This window comes from Curtobacterium sp. 1544 (assembly GCF_040544915.1).
Taxonomy (GTDB): domain Bacteria; phylum Actinomycetota; class Actinomycetes; order Actinomycetales; family Microbacteriaceae; genus Curtobacterium; species Curtobacterium pusillum_C.
Genome location: NZ_JBEPKX010000029.1, coordinates 24,918 through 43,495 on the forward strand (window position 1 = coordinate 24,918; position 18,578 = coordinate 43,495).

Genomic DNA, 18,578 nt, shown 5'->3' on the forward strand with positions numbered 1-18,578 from the left:
CCTACGGGCGGGGCTTCTTCTCCTGCTCCGGGAGCCGACCGGCCGCTGCCTCCGCGGCGAACCACGCACGCGCCTCGTCCTGCCGCGCCTGCTCCTCGCCGAGGGCGATCGGAGCGCGCACGTGGCCGGGCTCGTAGCCGAACGAGTCGAGCAGCTGCGGGATGACCGGACGGACGCGGGCGACGAGCCGGTCGATGTACGCCGACACCGCACGGGCGCGCTGCGCCGTGATCCGACCGTGCATCAGGTACCAGTCGAGGTGCTGCTCGAGCAGGCCGAGGGCGAACAGGTCGCGGAGCCAGACGAGCACACGGCGGGTGTCGCCCGGCGGGACCTCGTCGATCGCTTCGGTGAACGCGTCCCACTGCATGAGCTCGGCGTGCGCCTTGGCCGCTTCGATGAGCTCGTGCTGGGACCGGTTGAGCAGGAGGGCGCCGCGGGCACGGTCCTTGCCTGCGGACGCCAGGCGGAGCCCGATCTCGGTCACCATCGTGTCCACACGACCGGCGAGCAGGTCGCGCTGCGTCTTCGCGTCCTGCAGGTCGGTCACGGACGCGGCGAGCGAGCCACGGTCGGCGACGGCCTGACCGAGGCGCCGGATGCCGGTGGCGTCGGCGAGCTTCGTCGCCGCCTGGGCCGCGACGAACTTCGCCGTCGACGCCGGGTCCTTCGGGGCCTTCGCGCGGAAGTCCGTCAGGAGGCGCTTCCCGACGAGCTGGAGCAGGACGGTGTTGTCGCCCTCGAACGTCACGTAGACGTCGAGGTCGGCGCGGAGCCCGGTGAGGCGGTTCTCGGCGAGGAAGCCCGCGCCGCCGCAGGCCTCGCGGCACTCCTGCAGGGTGTCGAGCGCGGACCAGGTCGACATCGACTTGAACGCCGCGGCCTGGGTCTCGAGGTCCTCGCGGCGCTGCGGGGTGTCCTCGCGCCCGCTGAAGACGTCGTCGAAGGTGCGGAGGAGCTTCTCGTGGGCGAACGACTGCGCGAAGACCGTGGCGAGGCGGGGGATGAGGCGGCGCTGGTGGCGGCCGTAGTCGAGCAGGACCCCCTCGGTGCCGTCGCCGGTGGGGAACTGGCGTCGCTGGGCGGCGTACGTCAGGGCGATCTGCAACCCGATCTTCTGGGCGACGACCGCGGCACCGTCGAGCGACACCCGGCCCTGCACGAGCGTGCCGAGCATGGTGAAGAAGCGGCGGCCGGGCGACGCGATCGGAGAGGAGTACGTGCCGTCCTCGGCCACGTCGCCGTAGCGGTTGAGCAGGTTCGTGCGCGGGACGCGGACGTGGTCGAAGTGCAGGCGCCCGTTGTCGATGCCGTTCAGGCCGCCCTTGTAGCCGTCGTCCTCGCCGCCGACGCCGGGCAGGAAGGCGCCGTCGGCGTCACGGAGCGGCACGTAGAAGGCGTGCACGCCGTGGTCGACGCCCTGCGTCACGAGCTTCGCGAAGACGACCGCCGCCTTGCCGTGCAGGGCGGCGTTGCCGATGTAGTCCTTCCACGCGCCACGGAAGGGCGTGTGGATCTCGAACTCCTGGGTGTCCGGGTCGTAGGTCGCCGTGGTGGCGATGCTCTGCACGTCGGAGCCGTGGCCCGTCTCGGTCATGGCGAAGCAGCCGGGCACGTCGAACGAGACGATGCCGGGCAGGAACTCGCGGTGGTTCCGCTCGGCGCCGAGGTGGTGCACTGCCGAGCCGAACAGGCCCCACTGCACCCCGGCCTTGATCTGCATCGAGGGGTCGGCGGTGACGAGCTCCTCGAAGGCTGCGAGGTTCCCGCCGTGGTTGCTCTGGCCGCCGAACTCCGCGGGGTAGGGCCGCTGGATGGCGCCGGCGTCGACGAGAGTTCGGAGCTGGTCGAGCGTCCGACCGCGGGCGTCGGCGTAGGGCATGCCCTCGATCTTGTGCATCGCGGGGTCGAGCGCGAGCCGGCGGGAGATGCGTCGGTCCTCCGCCCAGCGACCGAGCAGGTGCTCGGCGAGCAGGTCGACGTCGATGCGGACGTCGGTGTCCGTCCCGCCGGCGGGTGTGCCCGCGGCGGGGTCGCCCGCGGCGTCGGCCTTGGGCGTGTTCGTGCTGTGCACGGGTGCGGTGTCGACCATGGTCGGAGCCCTCCTGAACTGCTCTGTCCGGTGTTGCAGAAGCCACGCTATTCACGGCACCCGTGAGCCGCACGAACGCCGTCCGGGCGGCACAACGAACGGCACCGTGGGATCGTCGCCGGTGGTGGGAACCCTCCAAATCCTGACGAGTGCAATACATGAGCAGGATTCGTCGATTCGGTGCGTCGCTCGCCCGAGGGGCAGACTGTCCGGCATGTCAGGTACCACCGCGCCGGAACGCAAGCGCAGATTCTTCGGGCAGCCGTTCGAGCTGTCCACGCCGTTCGCGGTCGAACTCTGGGAGCGGTTCTCGTTCTACGGGATGCAGGGCATCGTCCTCATCTACATGTACTACTCGGTGGCCAAGGGCGGCCTCGGGATCGACTCGCACGTCGCGACCGGGATCGTCGGCGCGTACGGCGGCGCGGTGTACCTCTTCACGATCCTCGGCGCGTGGATCTCCGACCGGCTCATCGGCGCGGACCGCACCCTGTTCGGCAGCGCGGTCGTCGTGATGTGCGGCCACATCGCACTGGCGCTCATCCCGGGCGTCGGGGGCGTCGGAGTCGGTCTGGTCCTCATCGCCCTCGGGTCCGGCGGGCTGAAGGCCACGGCGACCACGATCGTCGGCGGTCTGTACAGCAAGGACGACGACCGCCGCGACGCCGGCTTCTCGCTGTACTACCTCGGCGTGAACCTCGGCGCGTTCTTCGGTCCGCTCCTGACCGGCTACTTCCAGCTGAAGTTCGGCTTCCACGTCGGGTTCGGCATCGCCGCGATCGGCATGGCGGCCGGCCTCGTGCAGTACGCGATCCGCCGTCGCAAACTCCCCGCCGTGGTCCGGCACGTCCCGAACCCGCTCGAGAAGCGTCGCTACCCGCTCGTCGGCATCCTCGTCGTCGTCGGGCTGGCCATCATCCTGACGGCTGTCCTCACCGGCCTGCTCAACGTCGACAACCTGCCGCAGGTCGTCGTCGCCATCGTGGTGCTCGCCACCATCGCGTACTTCGTCGTGATCCTGTCCAGCGGCATCACGAAGGAGGAGCGCTCGCGCGTCCTCGCCTTCATCCCGCTGTTCATCGGCAGCGCGGTGTTCTGGTCGCTGTACCAGCAGCAGTTCACCGTCCTGACGATCTACTCCGACCAGCGCCTCGACCGCTCCCTGTTCGGCTGGGAGATGCCGGTCTCGTGGGTGCAGTCGATCAACCCGGTGTTCATCATCGTGCTGTCCGGCGTGTTCGCGGCGATGTGGACCAAGCTCGGGCCCCGCCAGCCGTCCACCCCGACGAAGTTCGCGCTCGGCACCGGCATCATGGGCGTCGCGTTCCTGCTGTTCCTGCCGTTCGTCGGCACCGGGCAGAACGGCACGCCGCTGCTCGTGCTCGTCGGCATCCTGCTCGTCTTCACCTTCGCGGAGCTCCTGCTCTCGCCGATCGGCCAGTCCGTCGCCACGAAGCTCGCACCGCCGAAGTTCCAGACCCAGATGGTCGCGCTGTTCTTCCTGTCGGTATCGCTCGGCACGGCCGTCACCGGTGTCCTGTCGCAGTACTACGACCCGAAGAACGAGGCGCCGTACTTCGCGGTCCTCGGCCTCGTCGCCGTCGCGGTCGGCGTCGTCCTGCTCGTCATCGCCAAGCCGGTGCTGAAGCTCATGCGCGGCATCCGGTAGCCTGAGGGAAGCCACATCGGGCCCGGAACCAAGGAGTCACCAATGCTCGAACTCATCGCAGGCGTCATCATCGGCATCGGCGTGCTCGGCGGCGTGGGGGTCTGCATGGCCGTCGCCGCCATGATGAAGAGCGGCTCGGAAGAGTACTGATCCGCCCGGGGTCCTAGGACTCCGGCGTCGGCTCGACCGGCACCAACTGACGACTCAGGACGGTCGCGCGCTCGAAGGGGCCGCGGCCGTCCTTCGTGTACACGGGCTCCTCGAACGCGACCATCCAGGTGCGCTGGGCCCCGCCGATCTGGCTGCCTCCCGGTGCGACGATGACGCCGATCGGTTCGTCGGCCCACTCCTCGCCACCTCGATCGCTGTCGACCACCCGCACGAGGGCGCCGATGCCGAGGCCGGGCGAGTCGTCGGGGCGGGGCTGGGGAGAGCGTCGTCCGAACACGCGCCCACCGTAGCGTGCCCGCCCGGGGCTGCGCCCCGAAGCCGCGCGCCGGACTGCCGCGACGGAATGCCACGCCGAGCGGGCGGAACACGCCGCGCGCGCATCACCAAGCGGGCCACATTCGTCACGGTCACGTGCCGAGAGGGACCAATCGGGCCCGCTCGCGCGCGGCGGTCGGACGGAACCACCGACGGTCTGGAGGCGCGGGGCGGGACCGCGCCGTGCCTCCAGGCCGGTGGCTGAGTGGGCAGGACACGCCGCGCGTGTTCCGTCGAGGGGGCTGAAGTGGCTGCATTCGACCGGCGAGCGTGACGAATACCGCCCACTCGGCGCGGCCGCGCGTCAGCCCGCGTCGGGCGCGACCCGCGCGATCTCCGTGATCGACGAGTGGCCGGTCTCCGGGTGCTTCCGCATCGACAGGAGCCGCTCCATCGACGGCTCGAGCGCCGTCACCTTGTCGAGCGGTGCACTCACGACGAGCTGGAACCCGAGCCGGAGCCACGCGGTGACGGCTCGCCCGGCGAACTCCGAGTCCGCCTTGATGAAGGCCTCGTCGAGGAACACCGGGGCGAACCGCGGCCGGGGCCGGGTCTCGTCGCCGAGCTGGTAGCGGAGCGCCGCCCCGACGATGAACGCCACGAGCTCCTGCGTCTCGCCGCCGGACTTGTCGCCGAGCGACGAGTACACGCCCAGGTCGGCCCCGGACGTGTCGTACCGCACGGCCGTGATCTCCATGTGCCGGCGGACGTCGAGCACGGCGTCGCGCTGGGTCGTGCGACCGCGGGCGGCATCCGGGTCGGGGCGGATGACGGCCATGAAGCGTCGGAGCCGGCGGAACCGGGTCTCGAGCACGTCGTCGGTCAGCTCGGTGTCGATCGAGGCGGAGAGCGCGCGGAGTTCCTTCCGGAAGGAGACGACGTCCTCGCGGGTGACCCGGCGGATCTGGATCTTCAGACGGTCGCGGTTCGCGCCGAAGGGCAGCTCGCGCAGGATCTCGTTGACGGGCTCGAGCCGCTCCTCGATCTCGACGACGGCGCGGTCGAAGGCACCCGCGAGCGGGACGAGGTCCTCGCCGCTCCACTGCGACAGCCGACGACGCCACTCGGTGCGGCGGGCGTGCAGGCCGGTCGCCACTATCTGGTCGAGGATGGCGTGGTAGTCCGGGTACGAGGCGACCCCCGTGCCGAGGTTCGGGTCCGGCCAGGCGTCCTGGTACCGCTGGAAGGTGAGCGTCAGGGCGTTCGATGCCGACGCGGCGCCGTCGAGGGCCTGCGACAGCCGTTCCTCGAGGCGACGCCGCAGTCGGCGGGTTGCATCGTCGAACCCGTCGACACCGTCCGGGGCCCCGACCTCCTCGAAGGTCTCGGCGAGCAGGCGCTCCTGGGCGTCGTCCGGAACGCTGTCCGGCAGGGACTCGAAGCGCGACAGGATCTCGGCGGCGGCGTCCTGCCCGTCGACGAGCACGGCGTGGCGCTCGTCGAGGCGGCTCACCGACAGTCGCGCGGCGCTCCGACGGTCGGACGCCTCGTCGAGCCCCTTCCGCAGGCGGGCGACCGAGGTGCGCAGGGTGCGGAGCCCGTCGTCGGCGGCGAGCAACGCCTGGCGCTCCTCGTCGAGGCGTGCGAGGGATGTCTCGACGCCGTCGACGTCGAGGGCGTCCCACGTGACGTCGACCACGTGCTGGTGCGCGGCGCGGAGGGTGTCGAGCGCCGCGATGTCCTGCGCGACGTCGGTACGGCGGGCCTCGAGCGTTGCGAGGTCCTGCGCGATCGACGCGAGCTCGTCCTCGACCGAGGCCACGCGTGCCTCGTTCGTGAAGCCGATGACGTTCGCCTGGCGGCGGTCGCCGTGCGCGCCACGACGACCGTCGCGGAGCTGTCCGGACTCGGTGACGCGTCGACCGCCGCCACCGAGCTCGTCCGCGGACGAGACGCAGCGGGCGTCGGTGCGGTCGGACTCGATGCGCTCCCGCACCCAGGTGCTGAACGGCGACGACTTGATCGCGAGCTTGCCGGACACCATCGCCGGGTCGCCCTCGAGGTCCAGGTGCGGACCGGTGGGCACGCCCTCGAACTGCACGCGGACGGGCAGGCGCAGCGAGTCGATCGCGGCGCTGAAGTCGTCCAGTCGGTCCTGGTCGACGAGCAGCGTGCGGGCGACGGGGGCCAGGACGGACTCGATGGCCGTGCGCCAGCGCTCCTCGCCGGGCAGGACGTCGAGCAACTCCGCGACGAACGGCAGCGAGTCCGGGTCGATGCCGGCGGCTCGGGCCATCGCGAGTCGGGCCTCGTGCATCGGCAGCGGCATGGCGCCCTGGCGGTGCTCGAGCGACTGCCGTTCCTGGCGCAGGGACCGCTCGCGGTCGAGGAGCGGGTACTCCTCGCGCGTCAGGGCGTCCCGACGCTCGTCCAGGTCAGAACGCGACGCAGCGTACCGACCGAGGAAGTCGTGGGCGGCACGCTGCACGCCGGTGAAGTCCGACTCCGACGCCACCGAGACCCCGAGCACGGCCGTGCGCTCGTCAAACGTCGCACGGGTCCGGACGACGGCGTCGCGCTCGCGGGTGCGGCGTTCGATGCGGTCCTCGAGCTGCGCCAGTGCGTTGCCGCCCTGGTCGCGCAGGCGCGCCTCGGCGTCGCGCAGTTCGATCTCGACCGCGGCGTGCCGGGCCTCCGCCGCGGCGACCTCGGCGCGGGCCGCCGTGCGTTCACGCCCGTTGCGATCGACCTCGGCGTCGAGCAGCGCACGCTTGCGCGAGGCGGTCCAGTGCGCGAACGGCGAGACCTCAGCGCCGGTGGCGATGCCGTCGAGCGCCGCGGCCGCTGCCGTGGCGCGTTCGATCTCGGCGTGCAGCTCGGTGATGGGGGAGAGGATGCGGACCTTGCGCTCCTCGGTGTCCATCGCCTCGTACGCCTCGTCGAGGGCGGAGAAGTGCGCGAGCGCCCGGTCCGCTGCCTCGTACGTGCCTGGCGTCTCGAGCACGAGCGACTTGTACAGGGCGTCGACGGTCGGCAGGTGCTGCCCGGCCTGGATGCGCGCGAGCAGGCGCATCGCCCGGTTGCCGCCGCCGGAGTCGCCGATCCCGAGCCTGGTCTGCAGCGTGTACGCGAGCTCCTGGTAGGTGTCGCGGATCACGAGCCCGGGCACGCGCCCGGTCAGCTCGAGGTGGTGGAACCGTGTCGGCACGAACTCCTCGAGCCGCCGGAGGTCGAACGTGTCGTCGACCGTCGCCATCGTCATCTGGATGTCACCGACACCGCGGGCGCGCTTCGGCACGATGTACGCGCGGAGCACCGTGAACCGGCGCTCGTCGTCGTTCCGGAAGGTCACCGCGGCGGCGCCCCACGTGGTCTGGTCGTCGCCGCGCAGGTTCACGTCGCGCAGCGCGCCGGACTCGGGGTCGCGGCGGGTGTCCACCTTGCCGCGCAGGTACGTGAGCAGGTTCCGCTGGTCGGCGCTGCGCGCACGCCCGGTCGTCGCGTCGTTCGAAGCGCCGTTGAACGGCACGTCGGACGGCATCATGACGGCCAGGTAGGCGTCCATGAGCGTCGACTTGCCGGTGCCGGACGCGCCGGAGATGAGCGTCGCGGTGCCGGACAGCTCCACCTGTCGGTGGCCGTGGAACCCGCCCCAGTTCACGACCTGCATCGACTCGGCGCGCCACTGCGCCACCGTGTCGAACAGGGCGGTCAGCCCGAAGGAGTCGGTCGCGGTGTCGGTCATGCGTCCGTCTCGCCTTCGTCGTCGGTGTCGGTCTCGTCGGCCTGGAGGCGCGGGTCGTCCCCGTCGATCGGGTCGCCTTCGGTCGTGGTCGCGTCGGGCGTGGTCGCGTGGTCCTGCGCGGTGGTCGTCCGGAGCCACGTGTCCAGTTCCAGCAGCCGCTCGAGGGGGAGCAGCACCTCGACCACGCTCGCGACCCGGAACCGGTCCGGGTCGGAGGTCTTGATGAGCACGCGCGCCGTCACCAGACGCTCGATCGCCTTCGCGACCCGGCCCTCGTCACGCGTGCGGTCGGTGGCGGTCGCTGGGCGGAACCCGGCGACGTGCCCGAGGATCTCGCTCCGGTCGACGACGACCTGGTCCGGACCCGGTCGGGTGTCCGCCCGCAGGCGCATCCGCAGGTAGACGAGGACGATGGTCTCCTCGCGCGTGTACGGCACGTCGCGCAGCAGCGTCGGGAACCCGCGACGCTGGCTCTCCGAGCGGGCCTGACGCTTCCAGGCGACCTCGCGGTCGCGGTCGACGTGCAGCTCGAGGAACAGGTCGTTGAGGCGCGAGCGCAGCTGGTACTCGGCGTCGAGCACGGCCCGCCACTCGTCGGCGTGCGTCCGCGCGCTCACGTACGAGTTGCGGAGCAGCGCGACGAGCGCGCGGCGCTGGCGGTCGTCGAGCCGGCCCTCGTCGCCCTCGAAGAGGGCGAAGCTGCTCTCGTCCCGCTCGTCGTCGTGCGTGACGGTGGTGGGGTCGTCGACGGTGACCGTCTCGTCGACCGGTGCCGGCGTCGTGTCGCTCACCGCGCCTCCTGTGCGTGTTCGTCGTTGGTCGTGTCGGGGGTGCCCGCTCGGGGGTCGGCGTCGAGCGCTGCGGTCGGCATCCGGAAGGCGACCGGGCTGCCGTCCGGCCGCACCGTGCGGTGCTCGGCGACGTGCGCGGCGGACTCGAAGTCCTCGTGCCCGGTGAGCAGGTGGGCCAGGCCGAAGAGCTCGACCGGGCGGCGCTGCTCGTCGGGCAGGCCGTGGAAGGCGTCGACGCTCGAGTCGGCCTCGGCGAACCGGAGGGCCGCGCGGAGCTCGGTGAGCAGCGGACCACCGTGCCGGCGGAGCATCTCGACGTCGAGGTCCTCGAAGACGTCGTCGTCGGGTTCCTCGATGGGTGGCGGCACCGACTCGGCATCCGGGTCGTAGAAGCGTTCGCGGAGGGTGCCGACCTCGGCCGTCGCGGGCAGCAGCCCGAGCGGCAGGCGGTCACGTGCCGACCCCTGGTCCATCCAGGTGGCGAGCCCGCGGTTGATCGACCGGATGACGGCGTCGAGCTCGCGGTCCCGGACGACGTCGTGCGCGACGATCTGGTCGCGGAGCGTCGCCGTGAGCTGTCGACGCTGGGCGAGCACGTCCTCGATGCCCTGGCGGAGGATGCTCACCGTGTTCCGGAACGCCCGACGCTCACCGGCGCCGAGGGAGTCGGCGAAGGGGTGGGCCAGGATCGTCGCGATGTCGTCCCGGAGCCGCAGGAGCAGAGCGTCGTCGCGGAGGAGCTCGAACGCCCCCTCGAAGGCGCGGCCCTCGGGCGTGGCCTCCATGAGGTTGTCCGTGCGGACGAGGTAGTCGTCGAGGATCTCGCCGATCGGGCGGACCTCCTGCCGGAAGTCCTCGACGATCGAGCGGTGCATCGTCGCCACGGCTTCCTCGACGCGCTTGAAGTCGCTCGGCAGCTGGCGGATGAGGTCCGAGATGTTCGTGTACCCGTCGCGCATGCGGGCGTCGTCCACGGTGTCGACGTCGCCCTGCTCGAGCCGTTCGCGCTCGGCCCGGAGCTCGGCGATCTGCGCGTCGATGCGGCGGATCTGCACGTCCGGGTCGGGTTCGGCGCGGGCGGCCCACCGGTGCACGGCGTCGACGATCATCGCGAGGCGGCTCTCGCTGATCAGGGCCCGGTCGGCGGACAGGGCGTCGACGAGGGACAGGGCCTCGAGCGCGTGGCTCGTCAGGGAGTACTGCTCGTCGCCGTCGGGGGAGTTTGACCGGACGAGCCACTGCGCCGCGACCCACTCACGGCAGAGTGCACGGCCGTTCGGTCGGGCGTCCTTGTCGGTCTGTTCACCCCCGGCCTGTTCGCTCGCGGGCACGCGCGCGCCGGTGGCCTGCAGCCGCGCGACGTGCTCCTCGACCTGCAGGTGCATGCGGTCAGCGGGGACGTACTGGACGTCGCGATCGAACACCGTGCGGAACACCGCGAGGACGGTGGCACTGGTCGGGCGGGACATCAGCCGCAGGGTCGGACGGTCGAGGACCGCCCGGACTCGGGCGAACTCGAGGTCGACGTCGGTCATGTGCCCCTTCGTCCGGTCGGGTCGGCGGTGTGCCGGTCTGGCTGTCGAGATGACAAGAGCCCGACGCGGTTGCGCCGGGCTCTTGTCGTTGGTGTTCTTGCTTGTGGGCGATACCAGACTCGAACTGATGACCTCTTCGGTGTGAACGAAGCGCGCTACCAACTGCGCCAATCGCCCCCTGCACTGTTCGTGCGGATCGATACTAGCGGATGCCGCGGGCTCTGCCGAACACGGCGCGCGTCCCGGGTGTGGCGCACGGTTCGAGTGTGCGGCGCCGTCGCACGGTGCGAGGGGTGGCGCACCCTGCGGAACCGCTCCGATCCGCATGAACACGGGGGACACGCCCGGTGAACGAGAAGGATTTTGGTGGAAGCCACCTGGTTCGTATAGAGTTTACGTCGTCGCCGCGACAGCGGGTCGGACAAATGCGGATGTGGCGCAGTGGTAGCGCATCACCTTGCCAAGGTGAGGGTCGCGAGTTCGAATCTCGTCATCCGCTCGAGTGTGGTTCTCCTCGGAGGGCCACGACTCACCAGAGGGTATCCCACCGTTCGGGTACTCACGGAGACGTGAACCTCGATGGTGGGGTGGCCGAGAGGCTAGGCAGCGGCCTGCAAAGCCGTCCACGCGGGTTCGAATCCCGTCCCCACCTCCAGACTTCGTTTCGGCGGAGACTTCTGGGCGATTGGCGCAGCGGTAGCGCGCTTCCCTGACACGGAAGAGGTCACTGGTTCGATCCCAGTATCGCCCACCACCAGAAAGCCCCCGGCAGGACCACAGGTCCCGCCGGGGGCTTTCGTCGTACCCGGGGTCGTCACCGGTGCGCCGCGTGCACGTTCAGTGAGCGGAAATCGTCGAGTGAGCGGCGGCGACTCGACGTCTTCTGCTCAATCGATCGCGCACCGGATGACCGGCCGCGCCCGCCTCAGACCTCGCTCGGCGGCCCGGACTGCCAGCGGACCCAGGCCTCGAGCTGCGCCTTCGCACTCTCCAGGCTCGTGTGGAACCCGGTCATGTCGTCGTCGACCAGGTGGACGACGTACCGCGACCCGAAGGTCACCGTGCCGATCACGTCCACCCCGCACCGTCCCTGCCAGGTCCGGTCGTCGAGCGCGACCCACCGGACCGCTTCGGTCTCGGGGTGGGTGGTGCTGGAGAGGGAGGTCATGGTGCTTCCGGTCGCTGGACGATGAGATCGTGCCGGCGGCCATGGGCTGGGGTCACCTACTTGAACGGTAGCCCGTCGCGGCTGGTAGCCGCCGCGGCTCGCGCAGGCGTCAGTCGGAGAGCCCGAGCCGCCGGAGCCCGCGCCGGCACGCCGCGACGTACGCCCGGTACTGGTCCGGCCGCCGCTGGCGTGCCCACCGGGTGACGTCGACGAGGTGCAGCGCGGTCATCGCCCGCAGCGTGCGCAGGTCCTCCGGCTCGCCGAGTCCTGCCGCCGCGGCGAACGCGCCGAACTCCTGCTCGGACACCTCGCCGTCCAGGTGCCACCAAGCGAACACCCGTCGTGCATCCGTCCACGGCGTCGGGCCGACCTCGGCAGCACCCCAGTCGATCACGACGGGCGCCGCGTCGGGTCCGCGTGAGAGCAGGTTCCGCGGCGCGAGGTCGCCGTGTGCGAGACCGTGCTCGAACGCGCGGACGCCGAGCGGTCGGAACGCCGCACGCAGCGCAGACGCCGACGTGTACGCACCGGCCTGGAGGAGCGGGTCGTCCCCGTCGAGCGATCGCACGTTGTACGCGACGTGCGCCCGCCACGCCGTGGTCGGGTCGTTCCCGCAACGCGAGTACAGGGACGCGGGCGCCCCGTCGAGCGCGATCGTGCCGATCGTGCGCGCCGCTGCACCGAGCCGCCGCCAGGGATCCGTGATCGGTCGTGAGTCCGGTTCGACGTACTCGGACACCACGAACGGTGTGCCGTCGTGGTGTCCGTGTCGGAGCACCCGCGCGACCGCGATGCCGACCCGTTCGGCCGCTGCGGTCGCCCAGGCCTCGACCGGGAACTCGTCCTCGCGGAGGGGATCGACCGGGATCCGGACGACGACGTCGCCGCCGGTCGCGCGACGGACCCGGACCGTGTGGTTGACGGAGCCACCGGTCAGCGGCTCGACGTCGGACCGGGACGCGCCGAGCTCCTGCAGCACGGCGTCGAGCGCGATCCGAACCCGCACGTCGTCGTCCACGCGACCATCGTGGCGCGTCCACCCCGGTGTCAGCGGAAGCGTTCGACCATCGGGCAGGCGAACGGGTCGGCGGCGGCGAGTCCGACCTCGTTGAGGTAGCGGACGACGATCGCGTACGAGTGCACGAGGTTCGTCTCGGTGTACGGGACTCCCTGCTCCGTGCAGTACTGCCGGACGAGGACGCGTGCCGCCCGGAGGTTCGGCCGGGCCATGCTCGGGAACAGGTGGTGCTCGACCTGGTGGTTGAGTCCGCCCATGAAGAACTCGACCCACCGGCCGCCGCTGATGTCGCGGGACGTGAGCACCTGGCGGGAGAAGAAGTCCACCCGCTGCCCGGGTTCGATGATCGGCATGCCCTTGTGGTTCGGCGCGAACGCGATCCCCATGCAGAACCCGAACACCGCCAGCTGCACCCCGAGGAACGCGAACGCGATCCCCAGCGGCAGCAGCCAGAACACCGCGCCGACGTAGAGCACGAACCGGCCGACGAAGACCGAGCCCTCCGCCCAGCGGTGCCTGACTGTGCCCCGGCTCGTGTAGGTCCGGATCGACTGCCAGTGCAGGTTGACCCCCTCGACCAGGAGCATCGGGAAGAACGCGTAGCCCTGCACCCGCACGAGGACCCGGAGGAACCCGGTGCGACGCGCGGCGTCCTCCGGCCGGAACGAGATCGCGTCGAAGGAGATGTCGGGGTCCTTGCCCACCGTGTTCGGGTTGGCGTGGTGCCGGGTGTGCTTGTTCATCCACCACGCGTAGCTGATGCCGGTCAGGAAGGTCCCGACGTAGCGGGCGGCACGGTCGTTCCAGTCGTGGGACGCGAACACCTGCCGGTGCGCTGCCTCGTGCGACAGGAACGCGAACTGGGTGAACAGGAGCCCGAGCACGCCGGCCACGACGAGCTGCCACCAGGAGCCGCCGAGCAGGGCGAACGCTCCGCCGGTGACGGCGAGCATCGCGGTGAGGACCCCGACGAGTCCCCAGTACCAGCCGGTCCGGCGGCCGAGCAGCCCGGCGGTCCGAACCCGCACGAGCAGTGCTGAGTAGGTCGAGGTGGTGTCGACCCGGTCGCCGCGCGGTGTGGTCTTCCGGTAGCCGTCCGGTGTCGTGGTGACCTCGCGCATGGTGTCCTCCTGGGTCGAGCTGTGGCGCTGCAACCGGGGACCGGGGCTACGTGGTGCACCCGAGCGTACGCGCGCGCTCGGGGCCCGGTGGGGTCGCCGCTCAGGGAAGGACGAGGCGGCGCTCGACGACGGCGCGGGCGACGTCGGCGAGGAGTTCCTGGTGCGATCGGGCGTACCCGCGGAGCATGGCGAAGGCCTCTTCCATGTCGACGTGGTGCGTGTGCGCGACGAAGCCCTTCGCCTGTTCGATGACGACGCGGCTGTCGAGCGCCCGCTGGAGCTGCTGCTGCGCGAGGTTCGCGTGCTCGAGCGTCCGCTGCTGCAGGATGCTGATCGTCGCGACGTCGGTGAGCGCCTGGGCGGCCAGGGCGTCCTCGCGGTTGAGCGCCCCCTCGGTCTCCCGGAACAGGTTGAGCGACCCGAGGGTGGTCTCCCGGAGCCGCATCGGGATCGAGTGGACGGAGGCGTACCCGGACTCGGCTGACGCGGCGGCGAACGTCGGCCAGCGCCGCTCCATCTCGGCGTGGTCGCGCACGGACACCGGTCGCCCGGTGGCGAAGCACTCCACGCACGGGCCCTCGCCGGCGTCGAGCTGCAGCAGCCCGAGGAAGCTCGAGCGCTCGCTCGTCGAAGCGAGGACCTCGAGCTCCTGCGCCTGGTTGACGAGGAGGATGCCCGCTGCGGAGGCGTCGAAGATCTCGACGACGCCGTCCACGAGGTTCTGCAGGAGGTCCACGACGTCGTAGTCGTCGACGAGGGTGTCGGTCAGGGCGACGAAGGTGTCGACGAGCCGCTGCTCGCGTGTCGGTGCCATGGTGCGTGCTCCCTAGGTCTCGGAACCGTACGGCCGGGCGAGGTCGAGTCGGCGTGCGATGAGGTCCGCGGCGACGTCGCGGACGGTGCGTTCGGTGGCGTAGGCGTGTGCCTGCAGGACGAGCAGGGCGTCCTGCACGCTCAGTCCGAGCTGCGCCGCGGCCATGCCCGTCGCCTGGTGCACCTCTCGTCTGGAGTATCGTCCCGTTTCCATGTCCGCGCGCCCATCGGCGGCGGCGGCGAGGAGGGCGTCACGGAGGACCCGGCGTGCGGCGACCTCCGTCAGCTGCACGGCGCCGCGCACCTGGCCGGCGGTCAGGAAGCGCTCCTCGTCCACGGTGAGGTCGACTGCACCGACCGGGATCGTCCCGATCCGCATCGGGAACGAGAACACGGCACCGACCCCGGCACGCAGGAGTTCGTCGAGCGCAGCGGGCCAGCGTGCCCCGGTCGTGGTGGCGAGATCGGCCTCGAGCACGGGGGAGCGGGTGGTGAGGGCCTCCCAGCAGGGCCCCTCGCCGAGGTCGATCTGGATCTCGTCGACGCGTTCGGCGAGGGCGTCGCTCGCGCAGACCGTCGCGGAACCGAGCGGATCGCCGAGCGTCGAGATCCCGACACCCGTCACCGGCAGGGTCGCGAGGAACGGGGGACACATGTCCGTGCCGTCCGGCGCGGCCTGCATCGACGATGCAGCCGCAGTGAATTCCGTCATCGGGAGCACCGTTCCTGAGGGGTGGCTCCCGACGCTAGCGCACCGACGTGGCCTGCGGGACGAAGTGGATCCGCGAGGCGGCACGTGTCACGTCCTGGGCACGGGCGGTGCGGTCGTCGAAGTCGGCCCGGGCGGCGTCCCGTGCGACCTCCTTCTCGAGCAGGGAGGCACGGCTGATCGTGTCGACGATCGTCGCGATGGCGCCCGACAGTCCGCGTTCGAGCTGGTCGAGGTTCGTGTGGCCGATGACGAGCCGACGGTCCTGCACGTCGAGCGAGACGTCGGGGTAGCCGGCCGCTGCGAGCTGGGCGTGTCCGTCGGCGCCGCGGATCCCGGTCGTCTCGGCGGCGTCCGGGCGCCGGTTGAAGACGGCGGGGACGTCGTAGAACTTCGCGGCCTGCGGGGTGCCGAGGTCGCTGGGGAGCCCGGAGGCCACCACGCTCGTGAGTGCCAGGGGCACGGTGGCCGCCTCGGATGTGTTGGTCATGGGGTCTCCCTCGGCGGTTCCCCAGGGCGGCCGAGGGATTCCGCGGGCACACCCTGGTGACACCGTGGCGCCAGTGTGGGGCCACGCGATGTGAGCGCTCACAGTCTCGCGATCACGCCGATCGCGTCGCGGCGTACAGGTCGCGGAGGAGGGCTGCCTCGGCGGCGTGGTGCACGAGTTCGTCGACCACGTGCAGCACGAGGGACAGTCTCGAGTCGTCCGCGTACGGCCCGGCCACCGACCCCAGCGGGTCGACCGCCGTCGTCCCGAGGCCGCGTGCCAGGCCGGCGAACGCCGCACTCGCGTCCGCGACGGCAGTGACCGCAGCGTCCGCTCCGGTGGCCGCACCGACGGTCGGGGCGCCGGATGCATCGGCGCCGAGCCAGCTCCGGTTCCGCTCCTCGCCGAGCGCCGCCGCGACGTGGTCGAGCCGCCAGCGGATGGTCACCAGTCCGTCCCCGAGGACGGGTTGCCAGTTCCACTCGTCGTCCGTGAGTCCCGCCATGCGGTCCTGGAGGCGCGTGGTCGCGTGCTCCAGGAGGCCCACGACGTCCTCGACCGCGCTGGTCATCCCGCGTCGACCGGCCGGTAGACCGCGATCGGCGGCGCCTGGTCGTCGCCGTCGTCGTGGCTCTCGCCGGAGGCGAGCCACGTGCGACCCTCGTGCTCGATCGTCGTCGGCAGGTCCCCGTGCACGAGGATCCGCACCGCCGGCTCGTCACCGTCGACGAGGTCTGCGCCGTGCGCCTCGGACCCGCCCGGGTTGTCGTGTACGTAGCTCATGGTCCGATCGAACTCCCGTGGCCTGGTAGAGTTCTTCCGTACGCGGATGTGGCGCAGTGGTAGCGCATCACCTTGCCAAGGTGAGGGTCGCGAGTTCGAATCTCGTCATCCGCTCGGAAGAAGCAAGGCGAAGGCCCCGGTCGGAGACGACCGGGGCCTTCGTCGTACCGCGACGGGCATCGCGGCCGGTGGGGCGGCCGACGAGCGCAGGATTCGGGTTCCCGCGCTCGTCGAACGCAGGGCCACCGTGCCCTCGGGTGCTGCGGATGGGTGGTCCGCGCGTCCCGACAGAGCATCCGGAGCGGCGGCCCCGTCGGATGGGGCGGCGGGGGAGCCGTGCGGTTTCCCGCACACTTCTCGCACGGATCGGGTGGAGCTCTTGTGCTCAGTCGATCGACGTGCTCGCGGCCCGCGTACCGGGGAACCCCACCCAACGGCGGTCCGGGCCGTCGACCACCGTGACGAGGACCGTGTCGCAGTCCCGGCACCGTGCGACGGACCCCATCGGGCTCGTGTGGACGCGGGTCCGGGCGAGGAGGCCCGTGGAACCGCACCCGGCGCACCGGAGGAGGGCGCCGGTGGCTTCGGGGCCGAGGAACTCCGCGAGGACCCCGGCCAGCGCGTTCCCGTCGACGACGGTAGACATCAGCTGCCCCCGAACCGTTCGGCGCGGATGTCGGTGGTGTCGTGTCCGAGTTCGCCGAGCCACCGCAGGACCTGCTCGACGAACGGCGTCGACCCGCACACGTACACGAGGGCGCCGGTGTCGGGCGGGAACACCGCTGCGGCGAGGGCGTCTCGCGTGAGTCGTCCCGCCGGGGCCGCCGCACCGTCGGGCGCCCGGCGGCTGTACACGATCGTGGTGTCGACGCCGGCTGCCTCGGCGCGGCTGAGCTCCTCGCGGAAGAACACGTGCTCCGGCGTCCGCACCGCGTAGAGGAGTCGGAACGGAGCGGGGTCTCCGGCCTCGGCGTGGGCTCCGGCGATCGCGGCGAGCGGGACGATCCCCGAGCCGCCCGCCACGAGCTGCACCGGACGGTCCGACACGCCCGGGCGCCAGACGAACCAGCCACCGAGCGGACCGTGCACCTCGAGCGCGTCGCCGACCTCGACGGCGTCGACCAGGAACGGCGAGACCTCCCCGTCGTCGACCCGGTCGACGGCGAGCACCACCGACGTCGGGTCGCCGGACGACGCGATCGAGTAGGAGCGGGACGCCTGGTAGCCGTCCTCCGCGGTGAGCCGCAGGTCGAGGTGCTGCCCGGGGTCGTTGCCGGGCCACGTCGGGACGTCGAGGACGATGCGGCGCGCGTTCGGGGTCTCGGGGGAGACGGCGGCGACCGTCGCGGCGTGCCAGGCCGGCCGCCTGCGGGCCGCAGCCGACGCGGGCGGGGTGATCCGTGCCTCCAGGCCGGTGTCGGGGAGCGTCACCAGTACCGCTCCTCCTTCCACGGATCGCCGTGCAGGTTGTAGCCCGCGTTCTCCCAGAAGCCGGGCTCGTCGTCGGACTGCATGACGATCCCGCGGACCCACTTGGCGCTCTTCCAGAAGTACAGGTGCGGCACGAGCAGGCGGGCCGGTCCGCCGTGCTCGGGTTCGAGTGGGGCGCCGTCGGCCTCGAACGCGATCCAGGACTGCCCGTCGAGCAGCTCGTCGAGCGGGACGTTCGTGGTGTAGCCGCCGAAGCTGTGCACCATGCAGTAGTCGAGCGAGGTCTCGACGTCGGCGAACAGACGGTCGAGCGGGACACCGCGCCACGGCATGTCGAGCTTCGTCCAGTGCGTGACGCAGTGGATGTCGACGGTGACGTCCTCCACCCCGAGGGCCTGCACCTCGTCCCAGGACCACGTGTGCAGCCCGGACTCGGTTCGGATCGAGAAGCTCCACTCCGCTGGTTCGATCTCGGGGGTCGCCCCGGCGGACAGGACCGGCCAGTCCTGCACGAGCGTCTGCCCGGGCGGGATCCGGGAGTCGTCCCGTTCGTGGCGTCGACCGCCGAAACCCCTCGTGAACGTCGCCATTGGTGCTCCTCGCTCGCGTGCCGGTGGTCCGATCCTGCTCCGCCCGGGGCGCGCTCGTGTAACGGCTTGGTAAACGTTCGGATCGCCGACGGAGGACGGCGCTTCCGCGGACGGGCGCGGATCGACGGCGGATCGGCGGTCGGGCGGGCACGTCACAGGACTTGGGACCCGGCCCGATCCCCTCTATCGTTCACCGG

At 71.4% G+C, this 18,578-nt stretch carries 17 protein-coding genes and 5 tRNA genes; 5 read left to right on the top strand and 17 right to left on the bottom strand.

Annotated features, from left to right (window positions below):
- Window position 1: 1 nt before the first annotated feature.
- A complete protein-coding gene (locus ABIC61_RS14910; protein WP_354030551.1) occupies window positions 2-2,092 on the bottom strand; it encodes an acyl-CoA dehydrogenase family protein in 2,091 nt (696 codons plus the stop codon).
- 214 nt (window positions 2,093-2,306) lie between these two features.
- On the opposite strand from ABIC61_RS14910, the gene ABIC61_RS14915 reads away from it, so the two are divergent.
- Complete coding sequence (locus ABIC61_RS14915) at window positions 2,307-3,761, top strand: peptide MFS transporter (protein WP_354030552.1); 1,455 nt, start codon at window positions 2,307-2,309, stop codon at window positions 3,759-3,761.
- Window positions 3,762-3,924: 163 nt separating this feature from the next.
- Here the strand turns inward: ABIC61_RS14915 and ABIC61_RS14920 are convergent, their stop codons facing one another.
- From ABIC61_RS14920 to ABIC61_RS14940, 5 genes are all read right to left on the bottom strand, one after another.
- On the bottom strand, window positions 3,925-4,209 hold the full coding sequence (locus ABIC61_RS14920; RefSeq protein WP_354030553.1) for a hypothetical protein: 285 nt from the start codon (window positions 4,207-4,209) through the stop codon (window positions 3,925-3,927).
- Between the two features lie 342 nt (window positions 4,210-4,551).
- On the bottom strand, window positions 4,552-7,932 hold the full coding sequence (locus ABIC61_RS14925) for an ATP-binding protein (protein WP_354030554.1): 3,381 nt from the start codon (window positions 7,930-7,932) through the stop codon (window positions 4,552-4,554).
- Window positions 7,929-8,723 carry a DUF4194 domain-containing protein gene (locus ABIC61_RS14930; protein ID WP_144749978.1) on the bottom strand — a complete coding sequence of 265 codons (795 nt, stop codon included), beginning with the start codon at window positions 8,721-8,723 and terminating at the stop codon, window positions 7,929-7,931. Before ABIC61_RS14930 ends, ABIC61_RS14925 begins: the two co-directional genes overlap by 4 nt.
- Window positions 8,720-10,258: a DUF3375 family protein gene (locus tag ABIC61_RS14935; RefSeq protein WP_354030555.1), complete on the bottom strand. Its 1,539-nt coding sequence runs from the start codon at window positions 10,256-10,258 to the stop codon at window positions 8,720-8,722. The genes ABIC61_RS14930 and ABIC61_RS14935 overlap by 4 nt, the downstream gene beginning before the upstream one ends.
- Window positions 10,259-10,362: 104 nt before the next feature.
- Window positions 10,363-10,435, bottom strand: a tRNA-Val gene (locus tag ABIC61_RS14940).
- 250 nt (window positions 10,436-10,685) lie between these two features.
- Between ABIC61_RS14940 and ABIC61_RS14945 the strand changes: the two genes are divergently transcribed.
- The 3 genes from ABIC61_RS14945 (at window position 10,686) to ABIC61_RS14955 (ending at window position 11,012) form a co-directional block, all read left to right on the top strand.
- A tRNA-Gly gene (locus ABIC61_RS14945) sits at window positions 10,686-10,757 on the top strand.
- A gap of 82 nt (window positions 10,758-10,839) precedes the next feature.
- Window positions 10,840-10,913, top strand: a tRNA-Cys gene (locus ABIC61_RS14950).
- A 24-nt stretch (window positions 10,914-10,937) separates the two neighbouring features.
- Window positions 10,938-11,012 (top strand) — tRNA-Val (locus ABIC61_RS14955).
- A 171-nt stretch (window positions 11,013-11,183) separates the two neighbouring features.
- Here the strand turns inward: ABIC61_RS14955 and ABIC61_RS14960 are convergent.
- The 8 genes from ABIC61_RS14960 to ABIC61_RS14995 form a co-directional block, all read right to left on the bottom strand.
- Window positions 11,184-11,426, bottom strand: a complete 243-nt coding sequence (locus tag ABIC61_RS14960; protein ID WP_354030556.1) for a hypothetical protein — start codon at window positions 11,424-11,426, stop codon at window positions 11,184-11,186.
- A 109-nt stretch (window positions 11,427-11,535) separates the two neighbouring features.
- Window positions 11,536-12,444, bottom strand: a complete 909-nt coding sequence (locus ABIC61_RS14965) for a phosphotransferase family protein (protein WP_354030557.1) — start codon at window positions 12,442-12,444, stop codon at window positions 11,536-11,538.
- Window positions 12,445-12,473: 29 nt separating this feature from the next.
- Complete coding sequence (locus ABIC61_RS14970; protein ID WP_354030558.1) at window positions 12,474-13,565, bottom strand: fatty acid desaturase family protein; 1,092 nt, start codon at window positions 13,563-13,565, stop codon at window positions 12,474-12,476.
- Between the two features lie 100 nt (window positions 13,566-13,665).
- Window positions 13,666-14,379 carry an ANTAR domain-containing protein gene (locus ABIC61_RS14975; protein ID WP_354030559.1) on the bottom strand — a complete coding sequence of 238 codons (714 nt, stop codon included), beginning with the start codon at window positions 14,377-14,379 and terminating at the stop codon, window positions 13,666-13,668.
- A gap of 12 nt (window positions 14,380-14,391) precedes the next feature.
- The gene (locus ABIC61_RS14980) at window positions 14,392-15,090 is read right to left on the bottom strand and encodes a GAF and ANTAR domain-containing protein (protein WP_144749966.1); all 699 of its coding nucleotides are present in this window, start codon (window positions 15,088-15,090) and stop codon (window positions 14,392-14,394) included.
- 34 nt (window positions 15,091-15,124) lie between these two features.
- Window positions 15,125-15,577, bottom strand: a complete 453-nt coding sequence (locus ABIC61_RS14985; RefSeq protein ID WP_354030560.1) for a hypothetical protein — start codon at window positions 15,575-15,577, stop codon at window positions 15,125-15,127.
- A 112-nt stretch (window positions 15,578-15,689) separates the two neighbouring features.
- Window positions 15,690-16,148 (bottom strand): DinB family protein, encoded by a 459-nt coding sequence (locus ABIC61_RS14990; protein ID WP_354030561.1) that lies wholly within the window; start codon window positions 16,146-16,148, stop codon window positions 15,690-15,692.
- On the bottom strand, window positions 16,145-16,360 hold the full coding sequence (locus ABIC61_RS14995) for a hypothetical protein (RefSeq protein WP_144749960.1): 216 nt from the start codon (window positions 16,358-16,360) through the stop codon (window positions 16,145-16,147). Before ABIC61_RS14995 ends, ABIC61_RS14990 begins: the two co-directional genes overlap by 4 nt.
- Window positions 16,361-16,402: 42 nt before the next feature.
- On the opposite strand from ABIC61_RS14995, the gene ABIC61_RS15000 reads away from it, so the two are divergent.
- Window positions 16,403-16,474: transfer RNA gene (locus ABIC61_RS15000), tRNA-Gly, on the top strand.
- 271 nt (window positions 16,475-16,745) lie between these two features.
- Here the strand turns inward: ABIC61_RS15000 and ABIC61_RS15005 are convergent.
- The 3 genes from ABIC61_RS15005 to ABIC61_RS15015 are packed head-to-tail and all read right to left on the bottom strand — an operon-like array spanning window position 16,746 to window position 18,381.
- Window positions 16,746-17,006, bottom strand: a complete 261-nt coding sequence (locus ABIC61_RS15005; RefSeq protein ID WP_354030562.1) for a DUF6510 family protein — start codon at window positions 17,004-17,006, stop codon at window positions 16,746-16,748.
- Window positions 17,006-17,791 carry an FAD-binding oxidoreductase gene (locus ABIC61_RS15010; protein ID WP_354030563.1) on the bottom strand — a complete coding sequence of 262 codons (786 nt, stop codon included), beginning with the start codon at window positions 17,789-17,791 and terminating at the stop codon, window positions 17,006-17,008. Before ABIC61_RS15010 ends, ABIC61_RS15005 begins: the two co-directional genes overlap by 1 nt.
- Window positions 17,788-18,381, bottom strand: coding sequence for a molybdopterin-dependent oxidoreductase (locus ABIC61_RS15015; RefSeq protein ID WP_144749955.1), 594 nt, complete (start codon window positions 18,379-18,381; stop codon window positions 17,788-17,790). Before ABIC61_RS15015 ends, ABIC61_RS15010 begins: the two co-directional genes overlap by 4 nt.
- Window positions 18,382-18,578: the final 197 nt, after the last annotated feature.